The organism is Hungatella hominis, from assembly GCF_014288005.1.
Classification (GTDB): Bacteria; Bacillota; Clostridia; order Lachnospirales; family Lachnospiraceae; genus Hungatella; species Hungatella effluvii.
Window position 1 is genome coordinate 41,497 of sequence record NZ_JACOPB010000026.1, and the last position, 18,907, is coordinate 60,403.

Annotated in this window: 16 protein-coding genes; 14 read left to right on the plus strand and 2 right to left on the minus strand. The window is 52.1% G+C overall.

Annotated elements, in window-relative coordinates; genetic code table 11:
• Window positions 1-38: 38 nt before the first annotated feature.
• Window positions 39-1,976: an EAL domain-containing protein gene (locus tag H8S75_RS29795; protein WP_187024603.1), complete on the minus strand. Its 1,938-nt coding sequence runs from the start codon at window positions 1,974-1,976 to the stop codon at window positions 39-41.
• A gap of 311 nt (window positions 1,977-2,287) precedes the next feature.
• Between H8S75_RS29795 and H8S75_RS29800 the strand changes: the two genes are divergently transcribed.
• The 14 genes from H8S75_RS29800 (at window position 2,288) to H8S75_RS29865 (ending at window position 18,569) form a co-directional block, all read left to right on the plus strand.
• Window positions 2,288-4,966, plus strand: a complete 2,679-nt coding sequence (locus tag H8S75_RS29800; RefSeq protein ID WP_187024604.1) for a PRD domain-containing protein — start codon at window positions 2,288-2,290, stop codon at window positions 4,964-4,966.
• Between the two features lie 43 nt (window positions 4,967-5,009).
• Window positions 5,010-5,426, plus strand: coding sequence for a PTS sugar transporter subunit IIA (locus tag H8S75_RS29805; protein WP_187024605.1), 417 nt, complete (start codon window positions 5,010-5,012; stop codon window positions 5,424-5,426).
• Between the two features lie 14 nt (window positions 5,427-5,440).
• On the plus strand, window positions 5,441-5,911 hold the full coding sequence (locus H8S75_RS29810) for a PTS sugar transporter subunit IIB (protein ID WP_187024606.1): 471 nt from the start codon (window positions 5,441-5,443) through the stop codon (window positions 5,909-5,911).
• A 22-nt stretch (window positions 5,912-5,933) separates the two neighbouring features.
• Complete coding sequence (locus H8S75_RS29815; protein WP_055660326.1) at window positions 5,934-6,704, plus strand: PTS mannose/fructose/sorbose/N-acetylgalactosamine transporter subunit IIC; 771 nt, start codon at window positions 5,934-5,936, stop codon at window positions 6,702-6,704.
• Window positions 6,691-7,527, plus strand: coding sequence for a PTS system mannose/fructose/sorbose family transporter subunit IID (locus H8S75_RS29820; protein ID WP_187024607.1), 837 nt, complete (start codon window positions 6,691-6,693; stop codon window positions 7,525-7,527). The genes H8S75_RS29815 and H8S75_RS29820 overlap by 14 nt, the downstream gene beginning before the upstream one ends.
• A gap of 21 nt (window positions 7,528-7,548) precedes the next feature.
• Window positions 7,549-8,376 carry a BtpA/SgcQ family protein gene (locus H8S75_RS29825; protein WP_243270523.1) on the plus strand — a complete coding sequence of 276 codons (828 nt, stop codon included), beginning with the start codon at window positions 7,549-7,551 and terminating at the stop codon, window positions 8,374-8,376.
• A complete protein-coding gene (locus tag H8S75_RS29830; RefSeq protein WP_187024608.1) occupies window positions 8,377-9,120 on the plus strand; it encodes a tryptophan synthase subunit alpha in 744 nt (247 codons plus the stop codon). It abuts the gene before it with no gap.
• Between the two features lie 49 nt (window positions 9,121-9,169).
• Complete coding sequence (locus H8S75_RS29835; RefSeq protein WP_187024609.1) at window positions 9,170-10,330, plus strand: iron-containing alcohol dehydrogenase; 1,161 nt, start codon at window positions 9,170-9,172, stop codon at window positions 10,328-10,330.
• A 45-nt stretch (window positions 10,331-10,375) separates the two neighbouring features.
• Window positions 10,376-10,657, plus strand: a complete 282-nt coding sequence (locus H8S75_RS29840; protein WP_110326188.1) for an HPr family phosphocarrier protein — start codon at window positions 10,376-10,378, stop codon at window positions 10,655-10,657.
• 470 nt (window positions 10,658-11,127) lie between these two features.
• On the plus strand, window positions 11,128-12,660 hold the full coding sequence (locus tag H8S75_RS29845; RefSeq protein WP_187024610.1) for an ABC-F family ATP-binding cassette domain-containing protein: 1,533 nt from the start codon (window positions 11,128-11,130) through the stop codon (window positions 12,658-12,660).
• A 100-nt stretch (window positions 12,661-12,760) separates the two neighbouring features.
• Window positions 12,761-14,092, plus strand: coding sequence for a glycoside hydrolase family 30 protein (locus H8S75_RS29850; protein WP_187024611.1), 1,332 nt, complete (start codon window positions 12,761-12,763; stop codon window positions 14,090-14,092).
• Entirely contained in the window at window positions 14,089-15,696 is a 1,608-nt protein-coding gene (locus H8S75_RS29855; RefSeq protein ID WP_187024612.1) for a PucR family transcriptional regulator, read from the plus strand. The genes H8S75_RS29850 and H8S75_RS29855 overlap by 4 nt, the downstream gene beginning before the upstream one ends.
• A gap of 232 nt (window positions 15,697-15,928) precedes the next feature.
• Complete coding sequence (locus H8S75_RS29860) at window positions 15,929-17,026, plus strand: S-methyl thiohydantoin desulfurase family protein (protein ID WP_187024613.1); 1,098 nt, start codon at window positions 15,929-15,931, stop codon at window positions 17,024-17,026.
• Complete coding sequence (locus H8S75_RS29865) at window positions 17,019-18,569, plus strand: hydantoinase/oxoprolinase N-terminal domain-containing protein (protein WP_187024614.1); 1,551 nt, start codon at window positions 17,019-17,021, stop codon at window positions 18,567-18,569. The genes H8S75_RS29860 and H8S75_RS29865 overlap by 8 nt, the downstream gene beginning before the upstream one ends.
• A gap of 143 nt (window positions 18,570-18,712) precedes the next feature.
• Here the strand turns inward: H8S75_RS29865 and H8S75_RS32485 are convergent.
• Window positions 18,713-18,907 (minus strand): hypothetical protein (locus tag H8S75_RS32485; protein ID WP_207729248.1); only part of this gene is annotated, 195 nt, incomplete at its 5' end.

Consider the following 18,907-nt stretch of genomic DNA (forward strand, 5'->3'; position numbering starts at 1 on the left):
CCCTGTTTTTTCGCTTTTTTCTGTTATGGGATAATCCCTTACGATTTCTCGATTCTCTCCGCCAGAAACCGCTTCGCATCTTCTCCAGGCATCGGCTTCGCATAGTAATATCCCTGAATCCAGTCGCAGCAGCATTCCTCGGCGAATGCCCTCTGCTCGTCTGTCTCCACACCTTCCGACACGACCCGCATGCCCAGTTCGTGAACGGAGCGGGCCAGGCTCTTCATCATGATGGCCGTTTTCTGGTCCTTCTGAGCCGCCCACAGCAGGCTCTTGTCCAGTTTGATCACATCCACATCCATGCTCAGCACAGAGACGAGGTTGCAGTAGCCGGTTCCAAAGTCGTCCAGACTGACTTCCACGCCCTTTGCGTGCATCAGATCGATAAATTCTTCCAGCTCCTGGCGGCTTTCCGCGAGAACACTCTCTGTGATCTCAATCTTGATCATCCGGTAGGGAATCCCGTGGCTTTCGATGATGGAGATCACCTTTTCCGCCGGATTATGCTGGGAAAACTGTACGCCGGAGAAATTGACGGTGACGCTTTCCAGCATCGTGATTCCGCTGTCTAAAAGGTCGTGTACGAAGCGGCAGACCGTATCCAGCACATAGTATGTAATATCCACGATCAGTCCGGTCTCCTCGGCTATAGGAATAAATTCCGAGGGATATAAGGGACCCAGCGGGGTGGAAGGCAGGCGCAGAAGCGATTCCGCCAGGGTAAAGCACTGCTTCTCCACAGACCAGATGGGCTGGTAATACACTTGAAAACCGCCCTGGGTCAGAGCATCCTTCAGGACATCGATCACCTTAAAACGCCGTTTGACATGGTCCAGCATACCCGGGCCGCAGTAGCAGATGTTGCCGTTTTTACCGTCTTTGGCGACGGAAACCGTGTATTCCAGCGCGTTGATTAAGTCTTCCATCGTATCCGCACTTTTCGGATAGGTAGTGACGGCAATTACCGTTCCGATCATGCATCGGAAGTCACGGCTTTTCCATGGCTGGTTGAAGCGTCCGTCTATGGCTTTGACCAGACGGATGATGGTCTCCTTATCGGATTCCGGAATCAGTACGGCGAATTCATCACCATTGTAACGGTAAAGCTGATACGGTTTCACCGTGTTGCTCAAGTAATTGCAGACGGTTTTTAAGAACTCGTCGCCGTTCTGCTGGCCGTAGGTGTCATTCACCTGTTTGAAGTTTCGAAGGGAAACGAGGAGTATGGTGAAGGAGGCATCCTTGTGGCGTTTGATCTGAAGCTGGAGGGAGTTTAAAAATTCCTTATGGTTGGGAATCCCCAGCAGATAGTCAATGGATATCTGTTTGTTCTGCAGATACAGATAAAGGATCAGCAGTGCGCAGGTGGCGGCGGAACCGGAGAGAATGACCTCCGGAAATATCTGCTGGATGATGACGACCAGGGCCGCGATCAGCGGGAAACACGCCAGAATATTGCGGATCGTGGGATCCACCCGTTTTCCCAGTGCCACGACCGTGACACAGGTGAACAGGCAGTAAATATAGAAGACGAGGTAAGTGGTGATGATGAGAGGCCCCTGCTCATACCGGGTCTCCAGGCTTAAAGAAAACAGACTGCCGGTAAAGGGATTGGAGATGACCAGGAGCAGATAGAATACGGCTGGAAGCAACAAAAAAAGCCACCTTTTAGGAAAACGCGGCTGATTTTCATAGAGTATGGAGAGCGCATAATAGAAATAGATGACGCCCATAAGCGGAGTGGCGATAAAGTAGATGGTCGTGACCGGCCAGTTCACCCACAGCGGAATCACTCCGGTATTCTGAATACAGATCGTCGATAAAATGTTCGACGTCATAGCCAGAAACGTCGTTAAGAAACAGACCTGAAACAGTTTGTTTTTCAGTGTCGGCAATGAATGGCTCTGCCTGGAGTAGTTCCAGATGATGCAGAGCATGACGGTTGATATGCATTCAGCAGCAATATTCCAGCTCACAATTTTTTTCCTCAATTCCCCCAAAGTGTACTTGTTCTTATCTTATCATGATGGGATGAAGCGCGCAAGCGGAAAGTCGGAGCAAATCTATAATAATTCTTACGGATCATGTATAATAAATTAATGTGCAGAATACATGCTCTTTTCGACACTAACTTGCCAATAGTGGCGGCGATTGAAAACTAATATACAAAAATCAAGGCGATATATCAATAAGTGTCTGTAAAAAGGGCGTTACTGTTCAAAAACGTTGACAAAGTCCGCAGCTGCATTGCAGCAGGGTATAATTTAATCAGAAAGAGGGAGAACGCATGGAATCTAGCACAAAACAGGAAATCGTCATTTGGATCATGAATGCGACCAGGGCGGCCGTTTCAGGAAACTGGGAGACGGTCAATGCGCAGGCTGCTGCGGAACAGCTGAATATCAGCAGGAATCTTGCGAGTCAGTATTTGAACCAGCTTGTTCATGAGAACGTGCTGTTAAAGATCAATTCGCGCCCTGTCTGCTTCCTGCATATCCGGGCCCTGGAAGAACTCACGGGGCTTCGGATCAGACGGGAGATGTTTGAGGATCTCGATGAGTTTCATGATTACATCCGGGGGCAGCACCACAGCTTTCAGTCGCTGATCGGGTTTGATGGAAGCCTGTCGGATTGCATCGAGCAGATTAAGATAGCGGCGTATTATCCGCCGAACGGGCTGCCGATGATGCTGATCGGAAAGAGAGGAACGGGAAAGAGCCTTCTTTGTTCCCTGACCTTCCAGTACATGAAGAGCATGGATATTCTGTCCGATGACGCGGTCTATATCCGAAGCTCTTTTCATGCCAGCGGCACCAGAAATGAGGCGGTCATCAAGAAGCTGTTTGCAGACAAGGAATCCGTGATAAGAAAGAACCGGACCGGACTTATGGTCCTGGAGAAGTTTCACAGGTTGGACAAGCCCCTGCAGACGCGTATCCTGGATTTTGTGGATCAGCTGAATACAGAAAAGAATTCTTCCTGGCGCGTGATCCTCACATCGGAGCCGACGGAAAGCCATGAGATAGAAAACTTCTGGAGGAACCGGATTCCGGTAATTGCCTACTGCCCGGAATTGAAACAGCGGTCGCGTCAGGAAAAGGAACGCATGGTGCTCCAGTTCTTTGTGCGGGAAGAAAATTCCATACAGAAAGCCGTCCGAATCAGCAGAAAGGTGTTTACCCATCTGGTGGATTACCGGTTTGACAATAATATAGAAGGTTTACAGAGCGAAATAAGGAAAATGTGTGCGAGGGCATACTTATACCAGAAGGATGAGACGGCGCTGTCGATTCACTCCTACTATTTTTCTGAGGAGTTGTTAAATAACATAACGGTGGAAAAGGATTTTGAGGAGGAACTCTGGATATCTCCCCGTCAGAGAGAAGAACTGAACGAGAAACAGGAGGAATACGGCCTGGGGGAGGCAGTATACGATGCTTTTCGGGAGGCGGAGTCCGGGGAGAGGCCATTTACGGCAGTTCTTGATCAGTTGTATCAGGTGTTTCAGCGGCGCATGAAGGAATATACCTATCAGTTTATCGAGGAGGAAGCACCTGAAAAAAGACCGGCTGACGTGATCTATGAGGGTCTGGTCACACTTGTGGAGAACCGTTTTCACTGTGTAATCCCACGAAACTTCGCCAAAATGCTTCAGGCCTGTCTGAGAAGACAGATGCTGGGGCTGGGAGAGAAGGAAGAACGGAGGCAGGAGGCGGAGATATTTAAGCGCCGTCTCTATGGAAAATACCAGCAGGAAGCGGAGGCGGTAGAGTATCTCTCCGGTTTGATTGAGGTGAATCTGGGAATTAAACCGGATGACACGACGGTGATCTTGTCTCTGGCTGGTCTGAAGTATTATAACCAGCAGTTAAGCGACAGGCATTTGAGTGCCGTGATTATTTGCCATGGAACCTCCACGGCTTCCAGCATGGCGGAAGCCGTGAATACACTACTGGGGCGCCACATCTTTGACGCTCTGGACATGCCGCTTCACATTCCTATGGAAAAGATCGCGGAGACGCTTAAAAACTATGTGGAGAAAAGCTGTATGTCCAGCAGGATGATTATTCTGGTGGACATGGGTTCCCTGGAACTGATCGACGAGAAATTGAGAACACTTCCGGGAATCCGTCTCGGGATCATGAATCACGTTTCTACCAGTCTGGCGGTTCATATCGGCTCAATGCTGCTGGAGGGCCGGGAAATTCCCGATATTTTAAGGGAGGCTTCGGCGGATTCTGTCTCCGCGTACCGTCTGATCGAGAGCCAGGAAAAGAACAAGGAGCCGGCCATCTTATTCATGGGGGAGAAGGGGACGGACATCGCACTGAAGATGAAGGAGCTGTTCTGGAGCAGCTTTCCGAAGGAGATACCGGTGAAGGCGCTGTACTGGAATACCGGACAGCAGAACAGTCTGGAAGAGTATATCAGAGATTCAGAATACCATATCCTGTTTTCCATTGGCGTGGACCGGTACGAGCTTCTCGATACGCCTCATCTGGATATCAGCGAGGTGATTACCTTAAACCGTAATCCCAGAGTGTATGAGATTTTAAAGGATTACTTTACCGAGGAAGAAATACGGACGCTGCTAAATAATCTGGTGAAGAATTTTTCACTTCAGAATATTATCCAGCACCTCACTATACTTAATCCAGTGACTCTGACCGACCGGATCGAGGTGTCCCTGGACCTCCTGCAGCACTACCTGAATATACGGTTTAAGCCAAATACGATTATGAGTCTTTATATACATCTGTCATTTTTGATTGAGCGTCTTGTGACGAAAAATCCGATCGAATCGTACAGGGATCCGGAGCTTTTTAAGAAGGAACGGAGCGGGTTTATAGGTATGGTGGAGAAGAGCTTTCAGAATATTACAGACCATTACCACGTGGAGATACCTATAAGCGAAATCGCCTATATCTATGATTTCATCGAGCACAATGACGATGGGGAAAATTAGCGTTAACGCAACGCAGCATAAAAACTAGAGCGGAGGAGAGAACATGAGACATATTATAGTGGCAACCCACGGGAAATTCGCGGAGGGAATCCTGGATTCTGTCAGGCTGATTATGGGTGAACATAAGGAAGTGCAGCCATTCTGCGCATTTGTGGAGCAGGGGGTGAATTTAAACGACCAGGTAGATGCGCTGCTTTCGTCCATACCGGAGACGGATGAGATTCTGGTGGCAGCCGATCTGATGGGAGGAAGCGTGTGCAATGAATTTATCCGGAGGCTTGACCGGCCCGGACTTCATATCGTGGCGGGCTTGAATCTGGCCATGCTTCTGGAGATGATCGCAAATGTGGATCTTCCGATTGACGATGTGATCCGCAGTGCGGTGGAACTGTCCAGAGAATCTATTGTATTTTGTAACCCGCTGGCGGTGGGTACGCCGGTGGAATGCGACAGTTTTTAAAGGAGGGATGAACTATGATCAAACTGTTGAGGGTGGATAAACGCCTCCTGCATGGCCAGGTAGCGTTCACCTGGACGTCGTCGCTGGGGGCCGACTGCATCCTGATTGCGTGTGATACGCTGCAGAATGATCCGCTTCGGCTTACCACGATCAAACTCAGCAAACCGTCGGGGGCGAAGCTGGTGATCAAGAACGTGGAGGAATCGATTGCTGCCATTAACGAGGGAAAAACGGATAAATACGTCCTTTTCATCGTTGTGGAATGCATAAAAGACGCATACCGTCTGCTGAAAGGTTGTCCGGATATTGGCGGGGTAAGCCTGGGCTACACGGATGCGAGAGAGGGGTGTGAAAAACTGGCAAATTCCATATTTGCCACCGAAGAGGAAGTCGGACTGTTACGGGAACTAATTCAGGATGGGAAAGACGTGACCATCCAGACGGTTCCAACTGCCAAGGCCACGTCTGTCAAAAAAATGTTATAGCCATGAAAAGGAGGAGAAAAATATGTTACAAGCATTGCTGTTGGGGTTATGCGGGGCGTACGGACATATCGATTGGGGAATCGGAACACCGTTTTTAAACCGTCCGCTGGTATTGGGGCCTATCGTTGGTCTGATTCTGGGGAATGTGGAGCAGGGAATTATCATTGGCGCAACTCTGGAGGTATTCTTTTTAGGCGCCATGGCAATCGGCTCCTATATTCCACCGGATGCGTGTGTCGGCGGCGTTCTGGGAACTGCGTTCGCCATTAAAGCCGGACTGTCTGCAGAGATGGCGCTGGCCATGGCGATACCGATCGCCATTATCGCCACATCATTCCAGAATATTTTATGGTCTATTTTTTCCATGACCTCCAAGATCGCTGACCGCTACGCGGATCAGGGAAATGAGAAGGGGATCGCGGCCATTATGTTCATGGAAGGAACCTTAAACGTCCTCCTTAAGTTTTTCCTGGTATTCTTCGCCTGGCTGTTTGGGGCGGAGCAGGTATCCTATCTGCTGAATCAGATTCCGGAGGTGTTTACACATGGAATGACCGTAGCCGGCGGACTGCTCAGTGCCATCGGACTTGCCATGCTGATGCGCATGATCGTGAACAAGAAAGTAGCGCCATACTGGTTTTTGGGATTTATCCTGGCGGCCTATTTAAAGATTCCGGTGCTGGGACTTGCAATTCTGGGTGTTATCTACATTCTGACAAAGTTTGATTTTAGCATGAAGACCGTAAACGCTGTAAATGAAAACGGGGAGGTGGCAGCAGATGACGACTTTTAATTCCAACAATGAGAAAGACCGGATGTTTTCAAAACAGGATATCCGTAGAATGTGTTTCCGTTCCCTGACAGGTGGATTTTCCGTCAACTGGGATCGTCTGGTACATAAAACCTTTACATTTATGATCGCTCCGTTCTTAAAGAAAATTTATGCGGATGACAAAGAGGCGTATATTCAGTCTCTGAAGCGAAACATGGAGTTTTTCAACATTACACCGCAGTTCCATTCGTTCATGGGCGGTCTGACCATCGCTATGGAAGAACAGAATGCGAAAAATAAGAATTTTGACACATCGACCATCAACTCCGTAAAAGCGGCGCTCATGGGTCCATTATCCGGAATCGGTGATTCCGTATTTCCGGGCACACTGCGCATTATCGCAGCAGGTATCGGTATCTCACTGGCCATGCAGGGGAATATCCTGGGACCTATACTGTATGCGTTAATATACTGTATTCCTTCGTATTACGTGCGTTTCGCAGGTGGACAGCTGGGATATCGGCTGGGCGTGGAATTCCTGGATAAGGTTCAGCAATCCGGACTGATGGACAAGATTATGACAGCGGCCTCCATCCTGGGCTGTATTGTGATCGGAGGCATGGTCAGTGCCATGGTGGCCACCAACTTTGCCATTTCCTTTGGTTCCGGTGAAAGTGTCATGACACTGCAGAATGCGCTGGACAGCATCATCCCGGGTATTGCAGGGGCGGGAATCACATGGCTGTTCTACTGGCTTCTCGGCAAGAAGGTGAGCACCGTGGTTCTGCTGCTGGGAACCATAGTCGTATGCGTCCTTTTAACCGGACTTGGAATCATGGCTTAAACAGACAGAGGGGAGTGAACTATGGGGATCGATCAGATGATGGAAAAAATGGCGCGGGGACAGAAGGCCGTAATCGGCATGGTACATTGCCTGCCGCTGCCGGGTACGCTGAATTACCGGGGGAGCGTGGAGGAACTGTTTGAACGGGCTGTAACGGATGCGGTTACGCTGTGGCGGTCCGGAGTCGACGCAGTGATCGTGGAAAATACGAATGACCTTCCTCAGAGCCGTTTGCTGGAGATCGAGCAGGTGGCGGTATTGTCCGCCATCGTCCGGGCGGTTGTGGAGCAGACCAAAATCCCCGTTGGGGTGGATGCATCCTTTAATGACGGAGTAGCCGGAATGGCTATCGCATATGGTACAGGTGCCTCTTTTATCCGGTCCACGGTGTTTGTGGACCGCGTGGTGGTCACAGGAGTGGGAGAGATCGGGCCATGCTGTAAAGAGGTGATCCGCATGAGGCGTTTCTTAGGAGCAGAAGAGGTAAAAATCTTCGCGGATGTGCAGGTGAAGCATTCTCATATGGCAGATGAAACCGTATCGCTGGAAGAATCTTGCCGTGCTGCGGTGGACTCTGGTGCGGACGCATTAATTGTCACGGGAGTGAGTACTGGTAAGGAGACTCCGTTAGATTCCATCCGTACCGCAAAACAGTCGGTATCTGTGCCTGTTGTGATCGGAAGCGGCTTCCATGCAGGAAACGCGGGCGAACAGTTTCAGTCAGCCGACGGCGCAATTGTGGGAACTGCCCTCAAACGTGGTGGTATCATAACCAATCCGGTGGATGGAAAACTGTGCAGAGCTCTCATGGAGGAGATCGGGAGAAGACCGTGGGAGGGACGTGGATAGATGGCAGATAAGATGAAGCTGATTGCGTATCTGTCCGGCGGTTATCCCACCATGGATAAGAGCGTAGAGATGGCAAAGCTATATGTGGCGGGAGGCTGTGATGCCATCGAATGGAATTTTCCGCCCCGGGATCCCCATATGGAGGCCGACTATATCGCGGAAAAGATGGCGGCGGCCAGGCGGCAGTGTGACGATTACAGCGAATACATGGAACGGCTGGCGCGGTTTAAGGAGAAGGAGCCGCAGGCAGAGGTAATTCCCATGCTTTACCAGGAGACGGTTCTGGATATCGGAGCCCTGCGTCTTGCCGCCTATTTAAAAGAAAACGGTATGGACACAGTCATCACGGCGGATATCAGCGCGCCGGATATCCTGGAGGTATTTGATCAGTATGGAATTATGATTGCGCCCTTCGTATCCTTTCAGATGGAGGAGAAAGCGGTGGCAAGGGCGGTGGAAAGCAGAGGCTTTGTATATATGCAGGCCATGCCCACAGCTTCGGAGAGAACACCGGTTTTTGACTGGGACACACTGAAAAATTGTGTGGAAACGCTGAGAAGAAGGGGGGTACGATGCCCCATCTACTGTGGCGGCGGAATCAGGACCGCGGAGGACGTGGCATTCATCAGGCGGTCGGGCGGAGACGGATTCTTTCTGGGAAGCAGTTTAATGGAGTATTACGAGGATCCGGTGCAGCTGATGGCGGTAATGAGAGCGTTTCGTAAGGCTGCTTCCGGTGAGTAAGGGTATTAGATGGATAACATCAGAATAAGACAAGAAGGAGCATGAGACAATGGACAATTTTTTATATCACATTCCAACGAAGATTCACTTTGGCAGGGGAAAGGTGAGCGAGCTTCCCGGAGAGGTGCAGGTATACGGAAAACGGGTTCTGCTGGTTTACGGCGGCGGAAGTATAAAGAAGATCGGGCTGTATGACAGCATCACAAAGCTCTTTGCAGATGCCGGAATCGAGTGGTATGAGCTTGGCGGAGTGGATCCCAATCCGCGTGTGGAATCGGTGCGGGAAGGCGTCAGGTTCTGCAGAGAACATGGAATCGACGTGGTGGTTCCGGCAGGCGGAGGAAGCGCCATCGACTGTGCAAAGGCCGTGGCAGCCTGCGCTTCCTATGAGGGAGACGCTTGGGACATGGTGAGCGGAAAGGTAAAGGTGGAGGAGGTTCTGCCAGTGATCGCGGTCCTTACCGTGGCAGCGACCGGTTCCGAGATGGATACATCCGCTGTTATCTCCAATCCGGAGACCAGGGATAAGATCGGATTCTCTAACGCAGCCATGAGACCAAAGGTATCCATTATGGACCCGGAGTATACGTACAGCGTCTCAAAGTATCAGACGGCAGCAGGAACCGCCGACATCATCAGCCATGTGCTGGAGGTGTATTTTAACAACAATCCGGGGGCCTATCTTCAGAACCGTTTCTGTGAGGCGGTGCTTAAAACGGCAGTAGCGTACGGTCACCGGGCGTACCGGGATCCTGAAGACTATGAGGCGAGGGCCAATCTGATGTGGGCCGGTAGCTGGGCGATCAATGGGCTTCTCTCCAAGGGGAATCCGGTTGGCTGGAGTGCTCACTCGATGGAACACGAACTCAGCGCTTTTTATGATATCACCCACGGAGCGGGGCTTGCCGTGCTCATTCCTCACTGGCTGCGTCATATGATGCGGGAGGAGAATCTCTATAACTATGTAGAATACGGTGTGGAGATATGGGGAATTGACCCATCCCTCGATCCTCATGAGATCGCGGAGAAGGCGATTGGGGCGACGGAGGCTTATTTTAAGGAGATGGATCTTCCTTCTACGCTTAAGGAACTGGGAATTGATGAGGAATACTTTGACGAGATGGCGGAGAAGGCAGGCGCGGGACTAAAAAAAGCGTTTATCCCCATGGAGAAAGAGGACGTGCTCGCTATTTTTAAGGCAGCATTATAAATCAGCATTATCAATCAGACAGAGACGACACTTAAGGAGACGGGTATGTATTCAAAACAGGCTACGGTAATCAATGCCACCGGCATTCATGCGCGGCCAGCCAGCCAGTTTGTTGACCAGGCGAAGAAATTCAAGGCCGGCGTGACCGTGCGGAACACGGGAAATGCCGCCGGCGGAGGAGTCAGTGCGAAATCCATTATCGGTATTCTGTCACTGGGGATGAGCCAGGGGACGGTAATTGAGATTTCAGCCGAGGGAGAAGACGAGAAGCCGGCGGTCGATATGCTGGTGGAGCTGGTAGAAAGCGGATTTGGAGAAAAAATCTGATTCAGAAAAGGAATGGCGGATGCGGACCGTGTATCGCAGATGCTGTTCCTTTTTTACGAAAATTGACATCCCCAATCCATTGTGATATAATAAGTGCGTTTCAGCAAAGGAGAATTATCATGAACTTTTATTTGACAAGCCAGCTTAAAAGGAAACTGAACTCTGTACAATCCATACCGGTGAAACATTGTGCAGAGTATAGCGTATAAATGATGTATTGAGATTTCATCGGGAAACAGGGCAATATCCATACCTGACAGGTATGGATACTGTCTGTTTTCCGTACGGGAATCTGACGGATCAGAGGCTATGGACAATGTTTTGTCCGTAGCCTTTTGTGTTTCATAAGCTCTTTTCGAGCTTACAGGCAGAAGGCTGCTGCATCGGCGGATGCGGAAGTGCCTTCTGCCTTTTTGCGTTTTTACGCGGGATAACTGGATTTATAACAGAGAAGAAAGGAAATAAAAGCTATGAGCTTATTGGAAATAAATGGATTGACACATGCGTTTGGAGATAACCTGCTCTATAAAAACGCGGAGCTGACACTGAACAAAGGAGAACACATCGGCATCGTCGGAAGGAACGGAACCGGAAAGAGCACCCTGATCAAAATATGCACCGGGCAGGTGATACCGGATGCCGGGCGGATCGTCTGGCAGCCCAGACTTTCTGTCGGCTATCTGGATCAGTACGCGGAGATGGATCACAGTATGACGATGAGGGAGTTTTTAAAGTCGGCATTTAAACGGATGTACGAGATGGAAAGTGAGATAACCGCACTGTACGAGAGGGCCGCGGAGGGAGACACAGGCTTACTGGGGCGGGCGGCCCGGTTTCAGGAGGAACTGGAAACCCTTGATTTCTATTCCATCGACACCCGCATCGAACAGGTGGCAAACGGTCTGGGACTGTCCGCCATAGGCCTTGACCGTTCCATCGGACAGATGAGCGGCGGACAGCGGGCAAAGGTGATTTTAGCGAAGCTTCTGCTGGAACAGCCGGAGGTCCTGCTGTTTGATGAACCGACCAACTTCCTGGACCGGGAACACGTCGCCTGGCTGGCCGGCTACTTATCCGGCCTGGAGCATGCATTCCTGGTCGTGTCCCACGATTACGGCTTTCTGGATAAAATCGCAAACCGCATCTGCGATATCGACAACGGCACGATCACGAAGTATTATGGCATCTATTCCGAATTTCTGAAAAAGAAGACGCTGCTGCGGGAAGATTACGTCCGGCAGTATGCGGCGCAGCAGAGAGAGATTAAAGAGACCGAGGAGTTTATCCGGAAAAATATTGCCGGTCGGAAGTCCAGAATGGCGAGAGGCCGTCAAAAACAGCTGGACCGCATGAAAAAGATGGAGAAGATGGACAGAAAGGAGATAAAGCCGCTCTTCCATTTCCCGGAACTGCCGCTGACCAATACGGAGCATCTGGCGGTGAGACACCTGGCCGTCGGATACCAGTATCCGGTGCTGTCTAACCTGGATTTCAGCATTGGAGGCGGTCAGAAGGTGGTTATTACGGGCTTTAACGGAATTGGAAAATCAACGCTGCTGAAGACACTGGCAGGCCAGATTCCCTCCCTGCGGGGCAGTTATAAATTCTCCGATCAGGTGGTGCCCGGATATTTTGAACAGGAGCTTAAGTGGAACGACAAAACGATGACGCCCATGGAGCTTATATCAGATGCCAGACCGGATCTTGCGGGGAAGGAAGTCCGGAAAAATCTGGCCCGGTGCGGCATCTCCAGCGAACATGCCATGCAGCCCATTGGAACCTTGAGCGGCGGAGAACAGGCAAAAGTAAAGATGTGCCTGCTGACGCTGAAACCGTGCAATTTCCTGATTCTGGATGAGCCGACCAACCACCTGGATGTCCTGGCGAAGGAGGCGCTTAAGGAGGCCTTGGCCGAATTCCCGGGGACTGTCCTGCTGGTTTCACACGAGGAGGTATTTTACCGGGATCTGGTGCAGCGGGTGATTGAGATCGGAAAAGGGTGAGAAAAGACGGCATGGAAGCTGTACTATGTCAGATGAAAGTGGATACAGAAGTCTCATATCATGGTATAATAATCTCAGAATCGTTAGAGAGGAGAATGAGATGAAGATTATAACAACCGATGTAGCTGCCGGCCGTTATTTTGATGAGACAGCGGCAGTGTGGAAGGAGGAACCGGACCGGGAGAGCGGGCTGGTCACCATTTATCCGGAGAAACAGTATCAGCCGGTCCTGGGATTCGGAGGCGCATTTACGCAGGCGGCCGGTTACGCGTGGTCTGCTCTGAACAGCGAGCAGAGGTCGGAAGCGGTGAACGCGTACTTTTCAGCGGACGGGCTGGGCTACCGTTTCTGCAGAACCCATATTAACAGCTGTGACTTTTCGCTGAGGAACTACTGTTACGTCGCAGATGGTGATGAGGCGCTGGCCACCTTTTCCACGGACTGCGACGAGGAGTACTTACTGCCCCTGATCCGTCAGGCGAAAGAGGCCGCGGGCGAAGGGCTGTGCCTGCTGGCGACTCCGTGGAGCCCGCCTCCGTTTATGAAGACCAACGGGGAAATGAACCATGGCGGAAAACTGAAGCCGGAATACCGGAACCTGTGGGCGGAGTATATCGTCCGTTACCTCATCTCCTACCGGGAAAAGGGCATCCGCGTGGGATACGTGTCCGTTCAAAATGAGCCGAAGGCTGTTCAGACCTGGGATTCCTGTGTCTACACGCCAAAGGAGGAGCGGGACTTTGCCCTTGGATATTTAAAGCCGGCTCTTGACCGGGCTGGCCTGGACGTAAAGATTCTGCTGTGGGATCACAATAAGGAACGTGTCTATGAGAACGCGAAGACGTATTTTGAAGGGGATTCGGAAGGAATCTGGGGAATGGGCTTTCACTGGTACAGCGGGGATCATTTTGAAAATCTTCAGATGGTCAGCGAGGATTACCCGGAGAAGTCCCTGATTTTCACGGAGGGCTGCGTGGAGTACTCCAGATTTGACAGAAATAACCTGCAGCAGCAGGCGGAGATGTACGCCCATGATATGATCGGAAACTTTAACCATGGCTGCAGGGCCCACATCGACTGGAACTTATTCCTGGATGAGAACGGCGGTCCGAACCACGTTGGAAATTACTGCGCGGCCCCCATCATGCTCCATACAAAGGAGCATACGATCGAACGGCAGCCCAGCTACTATTACATCGGCCATTTCAGCCGCTATGTGAAGCCAGGAGCAGTGAGAATCGGGATTTCCAGATACACTTCAGAAGTGGAGGTGTGCTCCTTCTTAAATCCTGACGGAAGCCTGGCGGTCATCCTCTTAAACCGGGAGGATCACCCGGTGGAAGTGGTCCTGCGCCACAGGACGAAGACCTCTGCACTGGAGCTTGCGCCCCACACGATCGTTACAGTGACGGACGAGGGAGAGAAGCAATGAGTGTGACTGTGGCGGATCTGCTCCGTCTCTCCTCCCTGCGAAATGCGCGGGTGGAGGCGGGCAGGGGCGGCCTGTCCCGCATCGTGGCGTCTCTGTCCGTACTGGAATACGCGGACCCGGATCAGATGGTGGATGCCTTCTTCCGAAATGATGACTACTACGGAAGCGAAATTGTCATAACCGGTTTCATGAATAACCCGGAGGACGAGGAGCGGCAGTGCGCGGTGACTAAACGGCTGGCCGAGGCCGGTGAGGTAGGGCTGATTCTTTATTACGTCGGCCTCTTTATGCCGCGCATTCCCGAGGCCATGAAGCGGATCGCCGATGCGTATCATTTCGTCCTGATCGTCATGCCGGAAAACCGTATGGATTTCCGTTATTCCGACGCCATCAGCGAGATCATGGAGGCCATCGTCAAGGACCGGCTGAATAATACGGCGTTTGTCGGGGAGCTTCTGGATCAGGTGGCGCGCCTGCCGGAGCACCAGCGCTCGGTGGGAACCATGCTTAAGATGCTTAGCGAGAGAATCATGGCTTCCATACTCCTGACCGATCAGTCCTTCCGTGTCCTGAATGAAGCGGTCTGGCCGCTGAACCAGGAAAAGACGCTGAGCCGATTCCTGACAGAGGGAAAACTGCCGGAGATGGGGAGTGAGAGAACCGTATACACTTCGGACTCTGAGTACGTTCTGGCCCGCTTTCCCATCCTGCTTCACAAAGACCGTCATATGGAGCTGTTTATCTTTAAAGAGGGAGAACCGCTTGTGGAGACTGTCCGGCAGCAGGTTGTGGAGGCTGTGCAGCTGGCGGTCAATATCTGGAGCACGCAGCACGATGAGGTAGACGTGACGGAGCTGGTCCGCGCGATCTTAAAGGACGAGCCCATGAAGATGCGCCGGCTGGCCGATATCTTCCATATCGATGTGGCCTCCATCCACTCCATGATGATCTTTCACGTGGAAGAGGATTGGCAGAAGATGAACGGCGTCTCCGCGCTTAAGGGCCTCACAGGATTACTGTCCTCTTTTTATAAGACTGTGTTTGCAGACATCTGCGAGGGGGAGATGGTGATCTTCGTGGAAGGCCCCCGGTCTCTCGGTGAGGAAAAGGAAATCCTGACGGCTGTCCAGGCGTACATGGAGCCGTATACGGTGTTTTACACCATCACCTGCTGCAATCATCTGGCCGATACCGCCGCGGTGCGGGAAGCCTTTCTGCTGCACCGGGATTATATTGAAGACACCATTGCGATCTTTCCGGAAAAGGAGGCGTACCACCTTCAGGAGATCGGCTTTGCGAGAGACTGCCGTGAGAGAATCGGAAGAGGTGAGGAGGCGGTGCAGGAGGCCTTAAGGCCGCTTGCCGCCCTGCGGGACGCGAAGGAGGAGAAGGATGCTGTCAGGACGCTGGAGGTCTATCTCCTGGATGCCCAGTGCAGCTACTTAAAGACGGGAGAACTGCTCTATCTTCATAAGAATACGGTGAAATACCGCATTCAGCGTTTTTCCGATATTCTTGGCTACCGCATCGGTGATTTCCCGGACACCTTTTCCTTATACTGTGCGGTGGCGGTGAACCGGCTGCTGACCTTTTGTCCAAAGTGACAAAAAATACGGCTTATTTTCGTTTTTCCAGGGGATTCATTTTTCCGAATAAATAATTTATGATAGTAGAAAGGTCAATAGGTCAACGAAAGACGTTGGCCTTTCTGTTTTTCTGGCGGCGCGGGTTCTGAAGTGTGGCAATGTGGTATTTGATGTGCATAAGTGTAAGTTTTGACTGCGGAAATGTGGAATATGGCCTGCAGAAATTTAAAGATAAGGAGTGTGGCGGCACATGCGAAAGATCGGCTTGAGTGAAATTGAAGATATTGCCCTGGGCGCTTCCCTGCTGGGAGCGGGCGGAGGCGGAGACCCTTACATAGGAAAACTGGTTGCCATGGGCGCGGTAAAGGAACGGGGGCCGGTGACGCTTCTGGACCCGGAGGAGATTCCGGATGACGCGCTGGTGGTTCCCATCGCCATGATGGGGGCGCCTACGATTCTGGGCGAGAAGGGCGTTGGGGGAAAAGAGTACGAAGTGCTGTACAACATGATCTCCCAGTATTACGGTAAAAAGATATTTGCATTTATGCCAATAGAGGCGGGCGGTGTCAACTCCATGCTACCCATCGCGGCGGCGGCCAGGCTGGGACTTCCCATGGTGGACGCGGATGGAATGGGCCGGGCGTTCCCGGAGCTCCAGATGGTGACGTTTACCATGGCCGGCATATCGGCGACGCTTATGGCCCTGGTGGATGAGAAGGGAAACAGCGTGATCTTTAACACCATCACGAATCAGTGGACCGAGGAACTGGCGAGGTCGGTCACCATGAGCTGCGGCGGCTCGGTCTCGGTCTCCCTCTACTGTGTGGAAGGGGCCATTCTCAAACAGCACGCCGTGAAGGGCATCGTCACCAGAAGCCAGAAGCTGGGCGAGGCCATACGCAGGGTGAAGGAGAGCACGGATCTGACTCCCGAGGAACGTTTCCTGGAGTTTTCCGAAGGTTACCGTCTGTTTAAGGGAAAGATCGCCGATGTCCTTCGGGAGACCAACGGCGCCTTCAACCTGGGCCGCGTCGTCATCGAGGGAATCGGAAGCGACCGCGGGAAAAGGGCGGAGGTGGTATTCCAGAACGAAAATCTGTCTGCCTCCGTGGACGGCGTCATTCTGGCTACCGTGCCGGATCTCATCTGTCTGGTCGATACGGAGACCTTCATTCCAGTGACGACAGACGCCTTAAAATACGGGAAACGTGTTCTTGCGGTCGGGCTCAAATGCTTTGACGCGTGGAGAAGCGAGGCGGGCCTTAAGCTGGTGGGACCGCGCTATTTTGGAATCGATACGGACTATGTGCCGCTGGAAGATCGGATTGGAGGGAATGCAGATGTATAAATTGGGAATTGACGTTGGAGGCACCAATACGGACGCGGTCCTGATCGACAGCGACCGAAATGTAGTAGCGGAAGTGAAGTATCCGACTTCCGGCGATATCTATGACGGCATCCTCGGCGCGGTCCGCGCCTGCTTGAAGGCGTCCGGGATCAACCGGGCGGAGATCAGCCAGGCCATGCTGGGAACCACCCAGTGTACGAACGCCATTGTGGAGCGGAAATCCCTGGCCCCGATCGGCATCCTTCGGATCGGCGCCCCCGCTACGCTGGGAATACCGCCGATGATAGACTGGGAAGAAGATATACAGAAAATCGCCGTGGATTACGCGGTTGTGGGAGGCGGCTTCGAATACGACGGAAAAGAGCTGGCCCCCTTTGACCGGGAAGTGGCGGCCCGATTCTTTGAAGGGCTGAAGGGAAGGGTAAAATCCGTGGCGATCTCCTGCGTCTTCTCCACGGTGAGAAACGACCATGAGCTGGAGGCGGCCGCGCTCTGCCGTGAGGTGATGGGGGAGGAGGTCCATGTGTCAGTATCCAGCGAGATCGGTTCCATGGGACTGATCGAACGGGAAAATGCCGCCATATTAAATGCCGCCCTGTACGAGGTGGCGGAACGCTTTACCACCGGATTTGCAAAAACACTGGAAGACGAAGGTGTTACAGACGCCAGAGTCTACTTATCCCAGAACGACGGCACGCTCATGACCATGGAGTATGCGAAGAAGTATCCGATCTTAACGATCGCATGCGGCCCGACCAACTCCATCCGGGGGGCCAGCTACTTAAGCCATTTAAAGGATGCCATCGTGATTGATGTGGGTGGAACCACAACAGATCTCGGTGTAATTTTAGCGGGCTTTCCACGGGAATCCGGCGTTGCCGTGACGATCGGCGGCGTCCGCACGAATTTCCGTATGCCGGATGTGATCTCCATCGGTCTCGGCGGCGGTTCCATTGTCAGGCAGCATGAGGATGGAACCGTGACCGTAGGTCCGGACAGCGTGGGCTACCGGATCACCGAGAAAGCCCTTGTATTCGGCGGGGATACCTTGACGGCCACGGATGTGGCGGTGAAGCTTAAGCTGGCGGATATCGGAGATAAGTCGAAGGTGGAACAGCTGGATTATGAGACGGCCAGGAAGGCCATGGAGGCAATCCGTTCCATGGTCGAGGACAGCATCGACGCCATGAAGGTATCCAGTGCGGACATTGATGTCATCCTGGTAGGAGGCGGCTCCATCATTATCCCGGACCAGCTTGCCGGAACAAAGTCCGTGGTGAAGCCGGATTATTTCGGTACAGCCAATGCCATTGGTTCGGCCATATCCAAGGTGAGCGGCACGCTGGAACAGCTGATCAACTACGATGAGACTCCGCGTGAGGCAGCGTTAAACCGGGCGAGGGCCGAGGCTGTGGAACTGGCCGTGGAAGCCGGGGCCGTCCGTGAGACAGTGGAAATCATTGAAGTGGAGGATGTGCCGCTGGCATATTATCCGGGAAATACAAACCGGGTAAAGGTGAAGGCCGCGGGAGATTTGGTATAGCGGAAGCAACAGGCGCCCCACCTCATGTCCGGACCAGACGGCTCAGGCCCTGGAACAGTATCTGACAGGAGCCGCGCAGCCGCAATAGGAAGAACCGGCCAAACAGGCGGGAGTCCACGGTAACATGAACTTCCGCCTGTTTGCTATCCTTTCAGGATCCCCCTTCCGCCAGGCCGAAATACGGCTCCGAAAAAGAAATATAAGAAAATATAAAAAAAGTGTTGACTTTTGTCGGCTGCTTTGATATGATATACCTCGCCGCTGAAAACGGCGGCAAACTTTTCCAAAAATCTTCCAGCTGAACCGCTGAGAAAGTTTTGAAGAAAATGAAAAAAGTG